This window comes from Vibrio sp. Vb1127 (genome assembly GCF_033338735.1).
In the GTDB taxonomy this organism is placed as follows: domain Bacteria; phylum Pseudomonadota; class Gammaproteobacteria; order Enterobacterales; family Vibrionaceae; genus Vibrio; species Vibrio alginolyticus.
Map to the genome: position 1 here is coordinate 273,783 of NZ_JAWOTF010000002.1, position 21,363 is coordinate 295,145.

Genomic DNA, 21,363 nt, shown 5'->3' on the forward strand with positions numbered 1-21,363 from the left:
ATGAAAGAATATAGGTTATTGAATGCAAAAAATTAAGCTGCTCTCTAAATCATTACTCGTGATCTCGATCGGCATTGCTGCGAGTCAAACAGCAGTGGCACAAGAAACAACATTGCTAGACCCAGACCAGGTATCGCCGACAACGGTTGTCACTCCACAAGAAGCTCAAATGACACCGGCGCAACGAGTCGAAAAGCTGTCTTATGATGCGCAAAATAAAAAGTTGTCTTCAGAAAAACGTATTGATGCTTTACGTGAGTTAGCCAACTATCCAAGCCAAAATGCATTGGTTGCAGTTGCCCGTGGGTTGCAGGATGAAGATGCAGGTATTCGCGAAGCTGCGATCGTGGGAGCACAGCCATATATGATTGAGCACCGTTGGCGTTTGATTTCACCATTATTGAGTGATGACGCCGCCATGGTGCGAATTACAGCAGCGATTAACCTCGTTCGAGATTACGCCAATTTGAGTTCGGAGCAACAGCAGTCACTTGAGGGGCCTGTTTCAGAGCTGACAGCACACTTGTCCAGTAAGAACGATAATGTTTCCAAGTTATTACTTGCAGACGTTTACCGTTGGCATCGTGATTGGGATAAAGCGGCGCTGATATACCCAGAGTTAACTAAGCTTGAGCCAAACAACCCTCAAGTTTGGTTAAGCTATGCAGACAACTTCCGAGCGCAACAGCTAGACCAAAAAGCTATCAACGTGCTTGACGAGGGTATCAAGCTAAATTCAGAAGATGCCTCGCTGCATTATTCTAAATCTCTCGCTTTGGTTAGATTAGACAAAAAGAAAGAAGCGGCGTTTGAAATAGACAAAGCTGCGACGATGGCAAAGACGAACAGTTACTTTTGGTACTTAAATGGTGTTCTGCAAGAAGAGTTAGACTTGAAGAAGTCTGTCAACGCTTTTGAGCAAGCGTATTTGATATCCGGTGCTCCAGAACAATTGTATGCCGTGTGTGACATCTATGTTAGATACGGCAACCCTAAAACGGATGACTGTTTAACAGAGCTAACGAAGGTCGCTCCCGACTATGTTATTGAAGAGCTCAATCAGAAAAAGGGACGTAAAAGTGCCCCTACATCAGTTGAAGCCAATGAATTTAAACTCTAATCGTTAAATTCCATGTTTCTATTTTAATAAAATAGTGGACTAGATTGGTGACATTGTCACTTTTTGGTGGCCGTTGCATATTTCAGTTCAATATGCGCCTGTTTCAATTGAACTATACTTTTGATTGGATTCGCACCTAACACCTCAATATAAGGAATTAAGATGGCTATAAAGTTAAAGACGATTGTCTTAGCAACAGGTTTTGCTCTGTCTAGTTACGCTGTTGCTGCTGATATGCAAGATCCACTTCCGTCATGGAACAACACTGACGCTAAGCAAGCTATTATGGCGTTTGTTACGAAAACAACGACCCAAGGTTCGGATTCCTATGTTCCTGAAAGCCAACGAATCGCGACGTTTGATAATGATGGAACACTTTGGGCAGAAAAGCCTGTTTATCTACAGTTGTTTTTTGCGATCGATAGAGTAAAAGAAATGGCCTCTGAGCATCCTGATTGGAAGACAACCGAACCCTTTGCTTCCGCATTAAAAGGTGACATGGAGGGGATTGGTAAACAAGGACTCGAAGGTGTAATGAAGCTTGTTATGGCAACCCATTCTGGAATGTCTACTGAACAGTTTCATCAAGAAGTTAAGGAATGGTTGAAAACGGCTGTCCATCCAACAACGGGTAGACCATACACTGAAATGGTCTATCAACCTATGCTCGAACTGCTCGACTATTTAAGAGCGAACGACTATCAGACCTACATCGTTTCTGGAGGCGGAATTGAATTTATGCGCGTTTGGGCGCCGGAAGTATACGGCATTCCAACGCAAAACATCGTGGGAACGACGTTAAAGGCGGAATATCAAAGTGTTGATGGAAAACCTACCATCCAACGCATGCCGGAAATAGACTTTGTCAATGACAAAGCAGTAAAGCCTGTGACGATTCAAAACTTCATTGGCAAACGTCCGGTAATGGCGTTTGGTAATTCTGATGGTGATTTACAGATGTTAGAGTGGACGAAAGCAGGTTCAGGTCCAAGATTTTCTGCGATTATCCATCACACGGATGACAAGCGTGAATGGGCGTATGATAAAGATTCGCATGTTGGTAAGTTAGATAAATCGTTTAAAGTAGGTGAAGAGCAAGGTTGGCTATTTGTCGATATGAAACAAGATTGGAATCAAGTGTTTAAAGAGAGCACTAAATGATAATCTTTGTTTGACCATAACTTGCTGCAACCAAACAATTGCAACGAAATAAAAGGCCTCACAATTGAGGCCTTAGTTAATTCCACAATAGCTTCGATACCTAGGGTCTAGTTTCTAGGTTGCTGTGTCATTGTTTCTACCACTTTTTCAATACTTAACGAGCTACCTTTCGTTGCAGGGAACTCCTTAAATGTCTCTAGGAACTTACGCACGATAGCTTGAGCAGGAACGAACATCCACATTTGATCAGCGTAAAAATGTCTGACGTAAAGTGCTGCATCTGGACCGACCTCAAATGGATCCATACGAAGGTTTACAATCAAAGGCCAACTAGGTGTTTTGCGGTATGCCTCATTAATGGCACCCTCCATAATACTGAAGTGGATCTTCCAGTCTTTATAACGAACGGCGTTTAAATTACCACCAGCATCGAAGTAAAAGATTTCTTTGCGTGCGCCTTCATCAGCTTTACCAGTCAGCAGATCAAGTTGGTTGTAGCCATCTAAATGTGCTTTAAAGGTTTTGCCCGCTGCTTTATGACCCTTCAATAGTTTTTCTTTCACATCAGGTTCGCCCACAGCTGCGAGTAGAGTTGGCATCCAGTCTTCTTGTGAAAAGATATCGTTGATAACCGTTCCTGGTTTAATGTTTCCAGGCCAGCGTACCATCATCGGAACGCGGAATCCGCCTTCCCAAGTCGTACCTTTTTCGCCCTTGAACGGTGTAGTACCACCATCTGGCCAGGTAAATTTCTCAGCGCCATTATCAGTACTAAAAACAACAATGGTGTTATCTGCTACGCCTAGCTCTTCAAGTTTATCAAGCATGACACCTACTTGATCATCTAGGTCCATCATGCCATCGGCGTATAAGCCGTAACCTGACTTCCCTTGATATTCTTCACTCAAATGTGTCCAGACGTGCATACGGGTTGAGTTATGCCAAATAAAGAATGGTTTGTCTTCTTTTACTGCTTTTTCCATAAAGGCCAAGCTAGCATCCATGAACTCTCGGTCTACGTTTTCCATACGCTTACGAGTAAGGGGACCTGTGTCCTCGATTTTGCCATCCGCAGTCGCCTTCAACACGCCTCGAGGTCCGAATTTTTTACGAAACTCTGGATCTTTTGGATAAAACTCAGACTCAGGCTCTTCTTCCGCGTTTAAATGGTATAGGTTACCAAAGAACTCATCAAACCCATGGTTAGTTGGTAGGTGCTCATCTTGATCACCAAGGTGGTTTTTACCAAACTGACCAGACACATAGCCGTGATTTTTAAGTAACTCTGCGATAGTAGGATCTTTCGATTGAATACCCTCTTTTGCGCCGGGCATACCAATAGTCAATAGACCGGTACGAAACGGATGTTGACCCAGAATAAATGAGGCTCGTCCGGCAGTACAACTCTGTTGTGCGTAAGCGTCTGTGAAAATGGCACCTTCATTGGCGATTTTATCAATGTTAGGAGTCTTCCCTCCCATCATACCATTGTGATATGCACTAATGTTGTATACACCTACATCGTCACCCCAGAACACAAGGATGTTGGGCTTATCGGCAGCAAAGGCTGTGGACGCAGCTAATGTACCGACCAATGCCATTACCTTTTTAATCGAGTTTCGCATGAAAATCCTCCGCGATAAATGAATCCATTATCGTTATATAACGTTACTAATTGTGTTCATCATGGCGAAGTCGAGTGAGATGACACCAAATGAGACAATGTAGTCAGTTGAATATAGTAGAGGTTTTTTGTTGCTTCCAAGTAATCCCTGTTTTTCAAAAATGTTAACTAACATGGACTAGACTTTAGTGTGTTTTAAGTGTGATAAGACGCACTTACAGGATTGAATTTCAATGAAAGGCGACACTATGAAAAATAAACTAGCAACTATCCTGTTTCTATGTATCCCGTTAGAAGTGGTTGCGGAAGAGACACCAAATGTCGTGGTAATGTTGGTTGATAACCTTGGGTGGGGGGAACTAAGTTCCTATGGGAGTACCAGAGGTGTTGAAACTAAAAACTTAGATCAACTTGCTAGAGAAGGTGTACGCCTTACTAATTTTAATGTGGAACCGCAATGCACGCCAACTCGCTCCTCATTCATGACGGGGAGGCGAGCGCTTAGATCTGGGACAGATAAGGTTGTTTGGGGAGTGCCTTACGGTATGGTGAACTGGGAGATAACCATTGCAGAGAAGTTTAAGGAACAAGGATATAACACGAGCCTTTACGGGAAATGGCATTTGGGAGACCAAAAAGGGCGCTTTCCAACGGATCAAGGCTTTGATGAATGGTATGGCATTGCAAATACGACGGATGAGTCAGAATATAGCTCTCAACCCGGTTATAAAGCTATATTACCTAAACCTCAAATCCTTTCAGCTAGAGCAGGGCAGGATCCTAAAGGGGTCAAAGAATATAATTTGGACTCACGTAGAACGATTGACAGTGAGCTAGTTGAACATGCCACAGATTTTATAAATCGAAATGTGAAAGAGAATAAGCCATTTTTCTCTGTAATTACTTTTACTCAACCACATTTACCGACGCTACCTCATCCTGATTTTATTGGTAAAACAGGCAAAGGAAATTACTCAGATGTGTTAGCTGAGATAGATTTTCGAGCTGGGCAAGTTATTGGTGCAATAGAAAAAGCAGGAATTAAAGACAATACACTAGTGATTTGGTTTTCTGACAACGGTCCAGAGTGGCATATGCCATACCAAGGCTCTAGCGGACCATGGCGTGGTGCGTACTTTACGGCTCTTGAAGGCTCTCTCCGAACACCATTTATTGCCTCTTGGCCTAACCACATCAAACCGGGCAGAGTGAGTGATGAAATTATCCATGTTGTGGATCTATTTGCCTCACTTTCTCATGTCGGTGGATACAAATTACCAAGCGATAGAACAATAGATAGTATTGATCAGTGGGCCTTTTTAAAGGGAGATAGTGAAAAGTCTAATCGAGATGGTTTCATCGTTAACAATGGATCTGAAACCTACGCTTATAAGTGGGAAAATTACAAGATGCACTTTATTGATCAAGATATCATGCCGGAGAAAGGGCGCCCATTACAGATCCCTGAAATATACAATTTGATTGATGACCCTAAAGAGGAGTTTGATTTAAGAAATAATGCCACATGGTTATTTCCTATCATGATAGGAAAGAGAGTAAAGTTTGAATCTTCCGTTTCAACAAGCTGCGATACGATTCCTTTCCCTGCTCCATTTGGATATGAGCCCGATTGTAGCAAGGGGAATTTCAATCAATTTCCAGTGGATGGATTACGCCAGAAGTAGTTTACCCCAATGGCTCTTTCTCGCATACATGAGGTATGTTTTTGGTTCAATATCTCATTAGAGCCATTTAGGGCCATGTTTTTTCTAGTTTCATTTGAACAGTCATATTCGTCGACCATACTTAAAGTTCGTTGTTTCATATGGGGCGAATTATGCAGCCAATACTCTACATTCAAATCGGTAATGTTCTTTGGGCGGTTTTAAGTGACGGTTCTTGGATCCAAATGTTGCCCAACGAACAATTAGTTCCAGAAGTAGAGGTGGTTGTTCTTAATACTGACATTCTCGATATTACATTTAATGAAGATACAACAAGTGAGGATGAATCGAGTTCGAATGATCTTTTAATTGCATCTCAAAACGGTATTGAATCCACTTTTAATCAGAGCGTTCGAGATTTTAGTGAGTCTTCTGGTGGGTTAAGTTTTGTTGCCTATATTCGCGCTGTTTTACCTGAGCAACTCGTTTCTAATGGCTATGTTACTAGGCCAGCAGTGCAAGAAAGAGAGAACCCAACTTCTGAGACTCAGGCTCCTGAGCGGTTGAATCCCGATGCTATATTAACGGTGGATATTCTTGATGGCGGCGATGGATACGAAAACCAGTTTGAAGTTCCTAGTGTCACGATTCAAGGTGACGCACTCAAGATAAGCGATGAGTGGCTTGTTACTATCACCATTACCGACAGCCTCAATAATTCCATTACTGTTACAACGACCGTAGAGAATGAGGCGTATACCCTATCAGGCGTTGATCTGTCTTATCTTGCTGAAGGGCCGCTTACGGTGACTTCTGTGGTTTCTGACATTTATGGCAATAACCTGAACGCCGTCGATACGACCATTAAAGATACGCTTGCAACGGTGAACGTCAATTTTGATGGTGGAGGGGATGAGTATTTAAATCAGTACGAAATCGCGACTACTCGCCTCGAAGGAACGATTGAAAACATTGAAGATGGCCAGCGTATCCAAGTTACGGTAACCGACTCGTTAGGAGCGATCATAAACTTAGAAACGGTGGTGACTGGTGGAAGTTGGTCTCTGGACGACGTTGACCTTTCTGGATTGTCTGAAGGTACGCTGACCGTTGTTGCTGAGAGTATAGATATAGCGGGCAACCCTGCAACCAGTGAAAACACCATCATCAAAGATACGCTCGCAAGTGTGACGGTGGACGTTGACGATGGCGGAGACGGCTATTTAAACATTGAAGAGCGCCAATCTGTCACTTTGTCAGGGCAAGTCAGTGATGTTGAAAATGGTCAGACGGTTTCTGTCACGGTTCAAGACAGCTCAGGGGTGATGCTCTCGTTCAATGCCGTTGTCGTTGATGGTATGTGGCAAGTCGAAGGGGCGAACTTATCCACGTTAGCCGATGGGGCGTTAACCGTATCTGCCTCCGTGAATGATGTGGCGGGCAACCAAGCGAAAGCAATGGATGAGGCTACGACCATAGATGCCACTGCTCCCACCATTGATATCGATACGGATTTTTATATTAGCGGTGGTCTTGCCATTGATGATTTCCGTGAGGGTATAGTCACGGAAATGAGAGGGACAACCAGTGGTGTAGAGCAAGGTCTGGCGGTGACGATTCGGGTAAGTGACGGAGACAGCACGCTGAATTTTACTGGCCTTGTTGATGCATCAGGTTCGTGGACAGTAACCGGAATTGACGTAAACACTCTCAATCTAAACAGCACGTGGACCATTGAAGCTGAAGTGTTGGATGCCGCCGGCAACCATGCGGTCGATACCATGCCGACAATAGTGCTACCCGGTTCAACGGTATTTTCTGAAAACATCGTTGGATTTTTTGGTGAGCAAAGCAGCTCGGCAGCCATCAACATAGAAAATGGTGTGCCAGCACTGCATGCAGAGCAACCAAGTTTGAGTGCGCTTACATCGGTCGGTCAATCTATTAACGTTGTTGTTGCAGAAGATGGGTTGAGCTTACAAGGAACATCGACTGACGACCGATTAGTTTTCTCAGCAGAAGTCAATGATGATGGTACGGTTCAAATTACTTTTTATGAAGCGATTGATCATGGTGTAGGTCAAGATGAGCTGGTGACTAACGTATTGGTTGAAAGCATTCAAAGTGATGCTGATGGTACACAAGAGACGGTTGTGGCCCCCCTAGAAATCGTCATCAGTGATGCCGACCCAGTGATCGCAAATGAGTCATATAGTGTAACCGAAGGCCAAGTCATTTCTGGCAATGTACTGGAGAATGACATTGATATTGATGGTGACTTGTACATTCGATATGTCAGAGCCGGAGGAGAGATCCAGTCTGTCCCTGATGGTGGCTCAGTAAGTTTTAGTCTAGATAAGGGTGAATTAACCGTATTTTCAGATGGCTCTTGGCAGTTGAATGCCAGTCGCAACTTAGATCACACGGTTGAGCAAAGTATCGTATTTGATTATCTCGCAGCCGATGATTCAAAAGATTACGGTGTAGCAACCGCAACTATCGACATTATAGATGGCCAAGCGGGTTATGTAGGCAGCGCTACTATAAACACAGCAGAAGTACCTCTGGGAGAGGCATTATTAACCACCGAAGGCAGTGTTAATGTGATTGCTGGCTCTGATAACCCTGATCCGACTAGTTTGTATTTTGGTGGGGCATCCATTACTAAGTTAGAGGCATTAGGGCTTACAAGCTCAGTCTCTGATAATGAGCTTAGCTACACGTTAAGTTCCAGTGGAAAGCAAATCACAGCATTTGCCAATGGTGTGACTGTATTTACGTTAACATTGAGTGGCATTGAGTCGGGTAACGATGTACTAGCTTCAATCTCGCTTACTCTTGATCATCCTATCGATCAATTCAATAGTAGTGATACGGTAACCTTCCCGCTGACCATTGGAGGGACAGATCTAGACTCCACACCGCTTGTAGAGAATGAAATTGATTTCGTGTTGAAAGATGGTGTTGATCCTACGTTGAGCAACTTGACTGTTGTTGCAATGGAGGAGATTAATCTAGAAAGTGGGACAATCTTTAAGACTGGGAGCCTTCAACTCGATATCGGGAGTGATTATGTTGACTCTCTTCGATTTAGCGAATTAAACCAGCCCACATTAGTGAGTAGTGAAAGTGAGTTGCTTTACCGGCTGTCTGATGACGGTACGACAATTACTGGCTATATCTTAGAAGGTGGGGTTGAAGTAAATATTTTTCAATCGAAACTATTATCCACATTACCTTTAGAGTCGAGTAGTGAAATAGAGTATTCCTTTGAATTATATCGCTCTTTCGATCTGTCAAAAGATCAAATCCTGGATATACCATTGTTAGTTAATGCAACAGATTCAGACGGTGACACCACCTCCGTAACATTGGATATTACCTTAGAGGCAATTGAAGGTTTGAACGATGATGCCTCTTTAACGGTGGATATTCTTGATGGCGGCGATGGATACGAAAACCAGTTTGAAGTTCCTAGTGTCACGATTCAAGGTGACGCACTCAAGATAAGCGATGAGTGGCTTGTTACTATCACCATTACCGACAGCCTCAATAATTCCATTACTGTTACAACGACCGTAGAGAATGAGGCGTATACCCTATCAGGCGTTGATCTGTCTTATCTTGCTGAAGGGCCGCTTACGGTGACTTCTGTGGTTTCTGACATTTATGGCAATAACCTGAACGCCGTCGATACGACCATTAAAGATACGCTTGCAACGGTGAACGTCAATTTTGATGGTGGAGGGGATGAGTATTTAAATCAGTACGAAATCGCGACTACTCGCCTCGAAGGAACGATTGAAAACATTGAAGATGGCCAGCGTATCCAAGTTACGGTAACCGACTCGTTAGGAGCGATCATAAACTTAGAAACGGTGGTGACTGGTGGAAGTTGGTCTCTGGACGACGTTGACCTTTCTGGATTGTCTGAAGGTACGCTGACCGTTGTTGCTGAGAGTATAGATATAGCGGGCAACCCTGCAACCAGTGAAAACACCATCATCAAAGATACGCTCGCAAGTGTGACGGTGGACGTTGACGATGGCGGAGACGGCTATTTAAACATTGAAGAGCGCCAATCTGTCACTTTGTCAGGGCAAGTCAGTGATGTTGAAAATGGTCAGACGGTTTCTGTCACGGTTCAAGACAGCTCAGGGGTGATGCTCTCGTTCAATGCCGTTGTCGTTGATGGTATGTGGCAAGTCGAAGGGGCGAACTTATCCACGTTAGCCGATGGGGCGTTAACCGTATCTGCCTCCGTGAATGATGTGGCGGGCAACCAAGCGAAAGCAATGGATGAGGCTACGACCATAGATGCCACTGCTCCCACCATTGATATCGATACGGATTTTTATATTAGCGGTGGTCTTGCCATTGATGATTTCCGTGAGGGTATAGTCACGGAAATGAGAGGGACAACCAGTGGTGTAGAGCAAGGTCTGGCGGTGACGATTCGGGTAAGTGACGGAGACAGCACGCTGAATTTTACTGGCCTTGTTGATGCATCAGGTTCGTGGACAGTAACCGGAATTGACGTAAACACTCTCAATCTAAACAGCACGTGGACCATTGAAGCTGAAGTGTTGGATGCCGCCGGCAACCATGCGGTCGATACCATGCCGACAATAGTGCTACCCGGTTCAACGGTATTTTCTGAAAACATCGTTGGATTTTTTGGTGAGCAAAGCAGCTCGGCAGCCATCAACATAGAAAATGGTGTGCCAGCACTGCATGCAGAGCAACCAAGTTTGAGTGCGCTTACATCGGTCGGTCAATCTATTAACGTTGTTGTTGCAGAAGATGGGTTGAGCTTACAAGGAACATCGACTGACGACCGATTAGTTTTCTCAGCAGAAGTCAATGATGATGGTACGGTTCAAATTACTTTTTATGAAGCGATTGATCATGGTGTAGGTCAAGATGAGCTGGTGACTAACGTATTGGTTGAAAGCATTCAAAGTGATGCTGACGGTACACAAGAGACGGTTGTGGCACCGTTAACGATTACTATTTATGACTCTGATCCGGTGATTAGAGATGACACATACTCAGTCGTAGAAGATCAAACAATTACGGGCAATGTTCTTGAAAATGATATTGATCTTGATGGAACACTTTATGTGAAATTTGTAGAGGCTGGCGGGGAGCAGAAGTCAATTCTAGAGGGGGGATCCGTAAGTTTTAATTTAGAAAAAGGCGAATTAACCGTATTTTCTGATGGCTCTTGGCTGTTTGATGCAGGTCGAAACCTAGATCATTCGGTCGAGCAAAGTGTTTCTTTCAGCTATTTAGCTGCAGATGACTCCCAAGACTATGGCTTGGCTAACGCGACCATTGACATTACTGATGGACAAGCAGGTTACGTAGGCAATGCGACTATAGACGTAACAGAAGTCCCTTTGGATGGCCCGATATTGAACTTTGAAGGAACTGTCAATATTGTCGCGGGATCTGACAACCCTGATCCGAGTAGTTTGTATTTCGGTGGGTCATCTATTACTAAGTTAGAAGCATTAGGGCTTACAAGCTCAGTCTCTGATAATGAGCTTAGCTACACGTTAAGTTCCAGCGGAAAGCAAATTACAGCATTTGCGAATGGTGTCACTGTATTTACGTTAACATTGAGTGGCGTTGAGTCGGGTAACGATGTATTAGCTTCAATTTCGCTTACTCTTGAGCACCCTATCGATCAATTCAATAGCAGTGATACGGTCACTTTCCCGTTGACCATTGGTGGCGTAGATTTAGATGCCACACCGCTTGTAGAGAATGAAATTGACTATGTTCTAAAGGATGGCGCAGACCCAACTTTAAATAATTTGAATGGGGTAGAAGTAAAAGAATCTGATCTCGCAAATGGAAGTGTGTTGAGCTCAGGGAATTTTCAAGTTGAGGTTGGCAGTGATTACCTCGAATCTTTGTCGTTCATCGTCTCTGAACAACCCTTGTTGACGAGTGGTGAACAAGTTGTGCTTTATCAAGTCTCTGCGGATGGCAAAACACTTGATGGTTATATTCTTGACGAAGATGGGCAAACTCAGATTCCCATCTTTCAAGCTACCCTCAATGCTTCATTACCTATTGATGCAAATAGCGACATTACCTACTCCTTTGAGCTTTTTCAGGCTCTCGACCAACAAGAAAATACTGATCCAAACGTACCTCTCGTTGTTACTGCAATGGACTCAGACCAAGATAACACGTCGGTCGTTTTAGACATTAATGTGATAGATAACGACAATGGACAAGCGCTAATCAATAGCGGCAATGTCGAGTTAACCGAAACACCTGTCGATACAAACATTGCTCCTGATGGGGTTTCAGCCATAGCGAATACGGATGTGATAGTTACGTCATCATTCGATCCGATTGTGTATCTGGGTGTTGACATAAATGATGGAGATACTGTCAAAACTACGCTTGGTGATGCTGTTACTTATAACGGAGAGGCTGTCACTTGGTACGATAACAATGATGGAAGCTTTGACGCAATTTCAGACACTGGAGACGTTGTATTTAGGGTCACGTTACCTAGTGACTTCTCTTTGCCATCAAATGATACGTCTACCGTTAATGTAACTGTAGAGCTTTATCACTCGCTTGACCATGTTTTAGGTGATGGGACGCAATTGTCGATCTCTATGCCCATCGTGGCGAGAGATTCTGATGGAAGCGAGATCTCTACGGAGTCCAACATACTGGTCTATGATGGCTTGTTTCCGGAACTAGTAATTACAGAGGGAATCACAGTCAATGAAAGCGGGTTGAATGATGATTCGCTTGATTCTGGCATCGAGGGCTCGTCACCATCCATTACGCTATTACAAGGTTCAGACTCTATCGCCAGTGTGAGCGTGAATATCGATATGTTCAATGCGCTCGGCTATAAAACAAGTAGTGGTAGCCTGGTTTCGCTTGATTCACCGGACTCGAATGGTTGGTTATATGCAAGAGATGAAAGCGAGCAAGACGTCTTTAGAATTAGATTTAATACCGATGGGACTGTCGAGTTTGATCTATACCGTGCACTTGAACACGATGAACCTGACGGTGTTCCAGCGGACGAGAACACATTAGAACTCAGTTTTTCAATTTATGCCGTTGATAAGGATGGCGACCAGTCTGAAGCTGAGACATATACCGTAAGTGTAGTGGATGATATCCCCGAAGACACAAGCTCACCAATAGAAATTGAACTTACCGAGGGGGATGAGTTTTCGGGAAACTGGTTTAGCAATAATGCCGACTTAATCAGTTCAGATGGCACGTTGATTTCAAGTTTGACCTATGCAGGTGAAACATACGATACGGCGAGTTCGGTATTTAGCGATGATGCTTGGACCATCGATTTAATCAATAGTAGTGATGGTAACTTAAAATATGGAACGCTGACTATTGCTCAAGATGGGACATTTACGCTAACTACCGAGCTTATTGTTAATACGCCTGTAGGTGGTTTGCTTGATGATCTAACGATAACTGTGACGGATGCAGACGGTGACCAAGCAAGCAGTGAAGCTCAATTAATTCTTGATGATGCCAGGGGCTTTATTCGAACCGTTAATGTAGATACGTTAGAAGATAATGGCGCGAATAATAGTGGAGACCCTACGCCAGTCGCGTTACCGATTAGAGTTTCTCCTGGGGATACGGAGAATAATGAGCGTGTTGAAGCGATAAGGATCTCTATTGAATCTCTACAAGGAGGGGCTCTGTTTTTAGACGGAGCGCGCCTTGAAGATGATGATAATGACGGATTTATTAGTCTTTCTGGTACAGAGCTAATGGGGGTGGGTATATTCACTGTTCCAAATGGTGATCTCACTTATCAACCAGCACTAAACCTGTCGGGCAACACTATCAAAGTTTCGTTAGCAGTGTCTGCATTAATCGTATCTGATGTCGAACCAGATGGTTTTGTATTACAAGGCAATAACACGTTAAATGTTAACGTTTTACCGGTTGCAGATTTGCCAGAGTGGTCTAATGATTCGGACTTTTCTTATCAAAGTGTTGAAGATTCCGCTGAATCACTTTCACTCAATATTGTTGCTGAAAAGTTTGACCAAGACGGTTCTGAAACGCTCCACTACCAAATTTCGAATATTCCAGATGGACTTATATTAACACTTAACGGAAGTGCTATTGAGGAAGGGAAAGCGTATAGCCAATCCGAGTTAGATCAAATTGAAATCACATCTAACGAAAACTTAGCCGGAAGATTTACTTTTGATGTGACGGCAGTAACGACTGAGTCGGGTAGTGTGTTTGCCGATGAGCAAGATAAAACAGCGGAGATCACTGAGCAAGTTGTTATCGATATATCTCCAGATGCCGATGTGCCTACGCTGACCGTTAAAAACATTCAGGGGCTTGAAGACCAAGCGATTGACTTAAAAGAGTACATCCTAGGGCGGCTCACTGACACAGATGGCTCGGAGTCTCTGTCTTATCGCATAGAAGTTCAAGATGGTTGGACATTGCCTGTCGGAGCTGGGATTACGCTTATCGGTATTAATACCTACCTAGTGACCTCCAATGCTCTAGCCAATTCAGAGGCGTTACTTCAACCAAAATCGGATATCAGCTCATTTACTGAATCTCTATCCCTTCAAGTAACCGCCATTTCAACAGAGTCGACTATTGATGGCTTAGCACCTCTTAATGAAACCGCCGAGAGCCAATCTGCAACCATTGACATTAAGCTAAAAGGCGTGGTCGATGAACCAATGGTCCTAGATGGTGGACAGGGGAATTGGCAATATGATCAAGCGACTAAAGTAATTAGTAATCTCTCTACGTTAGACGAAGATAACCTGATACAACTGGATTTTATCATCCAGACATCAGACGACGATCTATCAGAAGAAATTAATATTTTGCTTCAGAACATCCCTTTGGGAACACAACTGACAGATGTAAATGGTGACCCTATTGTTCTTCCAATTGCTTACGTGGACCCAATAACTGGGCCAGTTTATCAGGTCTCGAATGCTGTTCTTGAAAACACTTACCTCAAAACAGAGCAAGATTTTAGTGGAACACTGAGCATGGATGTTATCGTCGTTTCAACTGAGCCGGATGGTGATTCTGCTGAAACCCCTCTTAAAGTGGAAATGGAAATCTCACCTATTGTTGATCAAACTGACGGTCAAGAATTACAAAGCAATGGTATTGAGGACAATTTCATCACACTAAATCTTGAGCCTGTCGTTAATCAAGATATAGATTCTAGTGAGTCCTTGACAGGATACACCATTGTATCCATTCCAGATGGCTTAACACTTTACTTTGATGGTAATGCAGTAGAGGAAAGTAATTTACCGTTAGAACTCAATGAACTACTCGATGGTAGCTCGGCAACATTATCTGAGTTGTTAAACAGTGGACGAATCACTGTAAAAGCTAATGAAGACCTAAGTGGGACGTTTAGCCTGGAAGTTCAGTACGAAGTGACAGACACGTCTCCTACGATGGAGACTGATGTAAAGGCAATCAATGGCTCTTTGAGCGTCTTGGTTTCTGGAAAAGTGGATATTGGTAATGAAGATATTGACAAAACACGTTTAGAAGGCGCGACTGAAGTATTCACAAGTACGGATGGGTCTGCTGTTGACGTGAGTGGAGGCATTACATTTACAGAAGCGGATATTGATGGTTCAGAGTATCTCGATTACATCGTTTTACAGATACCGCAGGGTCAAGACCTCATTGTTACTCATCCGAATGGTGCTTCTCAAGATGCCGATGGGAACTGGCTGATTCCAATGGAAGGAATCACAAGTGATAGCATGTTGGAAACCGCTCAAGATTTGCTTGCTGGCGCATCGATTTATAGCCCATCTAACACAGAGATACTTGATGTGAATGTGTTAGCGTATGTTCGAGATGGAACGGATGCTCAATACATCACAGGTCAGTTCCAAATTCAAATTACTGGCCATGAAGGAGATGGAGACCAGTGTGCTGATCCTGGTGAACCGGGAAGCGTTCAAAGTGGGGATATTGTAGGTAAAGAAGGTGAAGATGTCTCAATTGGGGCGTTTTTAAACCCTGATGTGGCGAGTAGTGATGGTAACTTAGTTTCCTTCTTTGTCGCCGCAGATTCTTTACCTGAAGGAGTCGAGCTTACTGGCGAAGGTGTGATACCTGCTTATGATAATGCGGGCAATCTGTTGGGTTATTCAATTTCTAGCGCTGGATTGTCTTCCTTGACGCTTACTGGCGTGGATGAGGACTTTGCTGGTTGCATTACTTTCAATTTAGAAGTGACAGAAACGGCCCCATGCGATGGTGACTCGAAAACAACCGCTCAGACCATTACGGTACAAATCTCTCCTGTTGTCGATGATATCGCGATAGCACCAAGCCAAGTTACGGTTCAAGAAGATACTATAACCAACCTGAATCTTGCTCTTGTATTGGGCGATAGTGAAGGGCCAATGCAGTCCATTACTGGAGAAGGTGACGCAGCGACTGGCCTTGAAAGTGTCAATTGGGTTTCTTTATCGGTGTCTGACGAGAATGCGCGGTTTACTGCCGTGGACCCGAGCCTACTCATTGACAACGGTGATGGAACATGGGTAGTGACAGATGTTACGCGTCTAAACGAAATTCAGTTAATCCCACCTGAAAACTACAGTGGAGAGCTTGTTATTTCCGTTGACGCAAACATTACTGATGAAGTCACGGGAAGTTGTTTAAGTACTGACAGTGCGAAAGATACTCAAACTAAATCAACAGAAGTTACCGTTACCATTGCCCCAGTGGTTGATAAAGCGGTTCTGGAAACAGAAGACGTAGTTGGTAATGAAGATAATTATATTTATTTAGGAAACTTATCTGCATCATTAATCGATCAAGATGGTTCTGAGTCGATGTCTTTGGTCATGACAGGAGTGCCAGTCGGAGCCGTGTTGGTTTGGGACAATAATGGGACGTTCGAATTACTCCCTGATAACGGTTCAACGGATGGTGAGAGCAAGGAGTGGCAGCTAACTCAAGCACAACTTGATAAGGTTTACTTTCTACCGCCACTAGATTTTAGTGGGGATATTTCATTAACACTGCAAGCTATTACCCAAGAGTCTGGATCAAACGACTATAACTATACCACTTCTCAGTTCAACGTCGGCGTAAAACCGATTGGCGATGATGTATCGTTGAATACAACCTCTAACACGTTCACTGGAGATGAAGGTGATTCCATTTCGATTGACTTTTTAGCGAGCGGTTTTGAAACAAATAGCAACGAATATATAGAAGTGTCGATGTTGATCAAAGCAAGCTCTGAACCCTCTGCATTGGAAGGCTTAGGTAGGATTCGTATTGGAACTCAATTCTCATCCTTTACCTTCGATGACGCGGGCAATGCCGTGGCGACGGTATTAGTGCGAGCAAATGAAGTGTCAGGTTTGGAGTTCGTTCCGAAGGATGCATTTGGAACGATGGATGTTGCTCTCAATGTTAGAACGTTTGATCAAGCGATAGTGTCAGAGACACTCGAAACCGATTTTGGAGATGTGCAAACCACCGATCTAACCATTGTTGTTACCCCTGAAGCTGATGAGCCAACACTAACGGCCGATTATCAGTCTATTGTGTCTGAAGCGTCTGGGAGTATTCCTTTAGGGTTGAGCATGAATTTAGTCAACCCTGCACCCGAAGAGTTTGGAAGTGTGGAGATTCGCGGATTACCAACAGATCTAGAGTTGAGTCATGGTGAAAGATTGAACGGCATTTATGCTGTTGATCAAGAGGATGTCGCTGATCTTTCCATCGTTGGCGGGTTTAGCGGTGCAAGTGATTTTACGTTGTCGATAAAACCGATTGCAACACTGGGCGCCACTGTCGCAGAAGGTTCTGCTCAGGTAGTCAATGTTACCTTAGTGGAAGAAGGGGGACAAACATTACTTGCGACAGATGCTAATGATTTGCTTATTGGAGGAAGTGGCAGCGATGTATTCCAGTTTGACAGTTCAGGGCTCGGTAACGAGTTAAAGCCCTCGTACGATGTGATCAACGATTTCCAAATATCCGTTATTGGTGATGATAATGACACAATTGACATCGCCTCGATAATCACCGCTACCTCGATAACAGAAGTCGATAATAAGCTCGATTTAACAGAGAATGATGATGGCGTAACGCTTCACATAAAACCAGAAGAGACGGGGACAAAACAACAGATTCTTATGCAGGGCGTCACTCTCGATCAGCTTTACAAAGGTGACTCGACTGGCGTAGCCGAAGAAAATGTCTTACAGAAGATGATTGATGACAACAACTTGCTAGTAGGTGGTATGTCATGAAGCATCACTCATCCTCATCAAGTGAGCTGACTAACGATCCTTGGGGGCAATCGTTAACTTGGTTGATGCGTTATTTTGAGGTTAGACACCATACAAAAAAGGTGCTTTCTGGATTACCTCTTGTTGAGGGTAGATTGGATAGTGACTTATTCATCAGAGCCGCTGAGCGAGCCGATCTTGAACTCACATTAATCGATTTAAAATCCACCGCAATGTTGAGCTTTCCATTGGTGGTAATCAATAGGAAGACGTTACAACCCGCTATTATATCTGAGCGACATAACAGCGATTATCAAGTCACGTTATTTAGTGAAGATCAAGGTGAAACGCAATACGTCACGAGCAAGGAACTGCATAATCAATTCCAGCCTCAAGCATGGCAAGTTTCTATGCGTCCAGAGCTGGACAAACGGATAAGTTCTATTCAAGCGGATTATAATGAACATTGGCTTTTCGCCGTAGTGAAAGAAATGTCTCCGTGGTATCGAGATCTTTTGATTGCCTCTTTCCTTATCAATACGCTAGCGCTAGTTATTCCGCTTTTCACTATGAACGTTTACGATCGTGTAGTGCCTAATCAAGCTTTCAGTACATTATGGGTTTTGGTCGCTGGTGTCTCCGTCATCATTATTTTTGATTGGCTATTGCGTAAAGCAAGGGGAGTTGTCACTGATACCGCGGGTAAGTACATCGATAACAAGCTTTCTTCGATACTTTTTTCTAAAGTTATGGGGATGAAACTTGAACACCGTCCTGCATCAGTCGGTGCATTCGCTCGACAACTACAAGATTTTGATAGTGTTCGCGATTTTTTTACTTCTGCATCTCTTGTGACCTTAGTTGATCTCCCATTTACGTTGTTATTTTTAGTCTTAATCGGTTGGCTAGGTGGGGCAATGATGTTCATACCTATTGCCGTCATGTTTATCCTGCTGATCCTTGGCTTTGCGGTAAAAGCAAAAATAGAACAATCACATACGGAAAGTGCTGCACTATCCATGAAGCGACAAGCTCACTTGTTTGATTCATTGTCCTCTTTAAAAGAGATTAAGCAAAATAACGCTACGGGAGAAGCACAAAAGCGTTGGGAGCAAACGGTATCCATGCTTTCTGATTGGCAAAATCAATCGCGAAACTATTCGAATATCGTTGCTTACTCCATTCAATCTAGCCAGCAGATAATTACCGTAATGTTACTTGTAACAGGCGTGTACAGAATTTCTGAGGGATTGCTAAGCATGGGGGGGCTCATTGCTATTGTCATGCTTAGCGGTCGTGCTGCAGGGGCGATTAACCAGTTAGCTATGCTGTTACTTCGCTATCAACAGACAAAAACAGCGGTTGAAGGCTTAAATTCTATCATGTCTTTACCTCAGGAGGTGCAACGCAGTCAGGTCATTACGTCTGCCGAATTTGCAGGGAATATACGTTTAGAAAACGTGAGCTTCCAATACCCAGATGTTGATATGCCATGTTTGAGAGATATTAATCTTACTATCAAGCAAGGCGAACGCGTTGGCGTTATTGGTAGTGCAGGAGCAGGAAAGTCTACACTCCTTTCTATTATTACCAATCAACTCAGTACCTTACAGGGTAGCGTTTATTTTGATGACATTGACAGTCAGCTTTGGCCCGCCGAATTGATAAGAGAGAAAACGGGTTGGGTTGGCCAAGATTCGCATCTTATATACGGCAGCATTATGGAAAACATAGTATTAGGACATCATGTTATTGATCAAGAACGATTACGCCGTGCGATAGAATTATCGGGTTTGAACCAGTACATGAGCCGCCTTCCTCATGGTCTAGAAACGCAAGTCGGAGAAGGAGGGCGTTATTTGTCGGGGGGGCAAAGGCAAGCTGTAGCGATTTCAAGAGCGTTTTATCGAAACCCTGCAGCATTAATTTTAGACGAGCCAACCAGTTCCTTAGACCAGCCAGCTGAGAATGCGTTGTTTAATGCTCTTAAATCGTTGCCGCACTCGACGACGATGATTATTAGCTCTCATAAACATTCCTTATTATCGCTTTGTGATCGAATTGTTGTGTTTGATAAAGGCACAATTTTGAGGGAAGGAGCGCCCCAAGAAATTTTTGCTAAACAACAGTCTAACGCGAAAACGAACAGAGTACGCGCAGTATCAATTGTACGCGAAGGAGGTCAATGATGAGCACAGTTCGTTGGAGTAATGCTCATTTAGCAAACCGTTCGAGAACGTTGATTTGGTTGTCTGCCGCGTTAGTGCTAAGTGTGATTATTTGGGCCTCGTGGGCGAGGTTAGACGAAGTGGTTGTCGGCGAAGGAAAGGTTGTTCCTACTTTGTCTGTTCAGACGATTCAGAGCTTAGAGGGAGGCATTCTAAAGGAGTTACTTGTCATGCCTGGTGAAAGCGTCACTAAGGGGCAAACCATCGCTATTCTGGATGATACAAGGTTTAAGTCGACCTATTCGGAGACCTCTGAACAAGTTGAATCTTTGCTCGCCAGAAAGCAGAGGCTTCAAATTGAATTAGAAACGGTAAAAGTGAATAGCCTCCAACTGGATTGGAAACAACAAGTGAGTATCGAGCCTCAGACATTTGATATTTCGATGACCGGCCACTCTGCCTATCTGAATGCCAAAGCAAACTATCTTGAGCGGTTGAGCCAACTGGAGTCTGAGCTGGAGGAGGCTAAATTGCGAATTGAGCAACAATCGCAAGCTTATCTAGATACCTTGAATACCATTCAAACACTAAAAAGCAGTCTGGTTATTGTCTCGAAAGAGCGAGATATGCTGAGAGAGGTGGTTTCTAGTGGCGCGGTAGCTGAAGTGGAATTATTAAAACTGAATAGAGACGTTATAAAGCTCAAAGGAGACATCGCGAGTTCACAAGCTGCTGCCCAAAAACAAAGGGCTGTGTATTCTGAATCCATCGCAGATTATCGTGGTACTGCGCTTGCTTTTAGGGCAGAGGCACAAGGGCAGCTCAATGAAGTTGTGACGCAACTAGCGCAGCTCAATGAAAGTCGTCAGGCGATTGCGGATCAGTTGAATCGAACGCAGTTACTTTCTCCGGTCGATGGAACCATCAAAGATGTTTTTGTCAGAACCATCGGAGGTGTGGTTAAGCCGGGTGAGCCTATTTTAGAAATAGTCCCTCGTAATAGCACGTTAATCGTTGAAGCGAGAATTTCTCCTCAGAATATCGCCTTCATAAGGCCTGGCCTGCCGGCAACGGTAAAGTTGTCTGCCTATGACTTTGTCATTTACGGAGGCCTAGAAGGAGAAGTGACCTACGTAAGCGCCGATGCACTTCAAAATGAAGAGGGCAATGCCTACTACCGTGCCAACGTTACTTTCAAGGTTGATGATAAGTTTACGATCATCCCGGGAATGCAGGTTGTGGTAGACATTCTTACAGGAGAAAAAACAGTACTGAATTATTGGTTAAAACCTATATTACGTGCGAAAGAGAATTCGCTCAGAGAAAGATAGAC

The 21,363-nt window shown here is 43.7% G+C and carries 7 protein-coding genes; 6 read left to right on the forward strand and 1 reads right to left on the reverse strand.

The genetic code is table 11. The annotated features are described in order from the left end of the window. Positions 1 to 22 precede the first annotated feature (22 nt). Positions 23 to 1,120, forward strand: a complete 1,098-nt coding sequence (locus R7H07_RS05185; protein ID WP_065274487.1) for a hypothetical protein — start codon at positions 23 to 25, stop codon at positions 1,118 to 1,120. Positions 1,121 to 1,282: 162 nt separating this feature from the next. Then, positions 1,283 to 2,281, forward strand: a complete 999-nt coding sequence (locus R7H07_RS05190; protein ID WP_005385672.1) for an HAD family hydrolase — start codon at positions 1,283 to 1,285, stop codon at positions 2,279 to 2,281. Positions 2,282 to 2,388: 107 nt separating this feature from the next. Here R7H07_RS05190 and R7H07_RS05195 read toward each other — a convergent pair whose 3' ends face one another. Further along, positions 2,389 to 3,906 (reverse strand): arylsulfatase, encoded by a 1,518-nt coding sequence (locus R7H07_RS05195; protein WP_005377761.1) that lies wholly within the window; start codon positions 3,904 to 3,906, stop codon positions 2,389 to 2,391. Positions 3,907 to 4,153: 247 nt separating this feature from the next. On the opposite strand from R7H07_RS05195, the gene R7H07_RS05200 reads away from it, so the two are divergent. From R7H07_RS05200 to R7H07_RS05215, 4 genes are all read left to right on the forward strand, one after another. Further along, entirely contained in the window at positions 4,154 to 5,590 is a 1,437-nt protein-coding gene (locus R7H07_RS05200) for an arylsulfatase (protein ID WP_225478180.1), read from the forward strand. A 152-nt stretch (positions 5,591 to 5,742) separates the two neighbouring features. Next, positions 5,743 to 17,883 (forward strand): Ig-like domain-containing protein, encoded by a 12,141-nt coding sequence (locus tag R7H07_RS05205; RefSeq protein WP_318128760.1) that lies wholly within the window; start codon positions 5,743 to 5,745, stop codon positions 17,881 to 17,883. Beyond that, positions 17,880 to 20,051: a type I secretion system permease/ATPase gene (locus R7H07_RS05210; protein WP_065274489.1), complete on the forward strand. Its 2,172-nt coding sequence runs from the start codon at positions 17,880 to 17,882 to the stop codon at positions 20,049 to 20,051. The genes R7H07_RS05205 and R7H07_RS05210 overlap by 4 nt, the downstream gene beginning before the upstream one ends. Next, complete coding sequence (locus R7H07_RS05215) at positions 20,048 to 21,361, forward strand: HlyD family type I secretion periplasmic adaptor subunit (RefSeq protein ID WP_047102180.1); 1,314 nt, start codon at positions 20,048 to 20,050, stop codon at positions 21,359 to 21,361. Before R7H07_RS05210 ends, R7H07_RS05215 begins: the two co-directional genes overlap by 4 nt. Positions 21,362 to 21,363 lie beyond the last annotated feature (2 nt).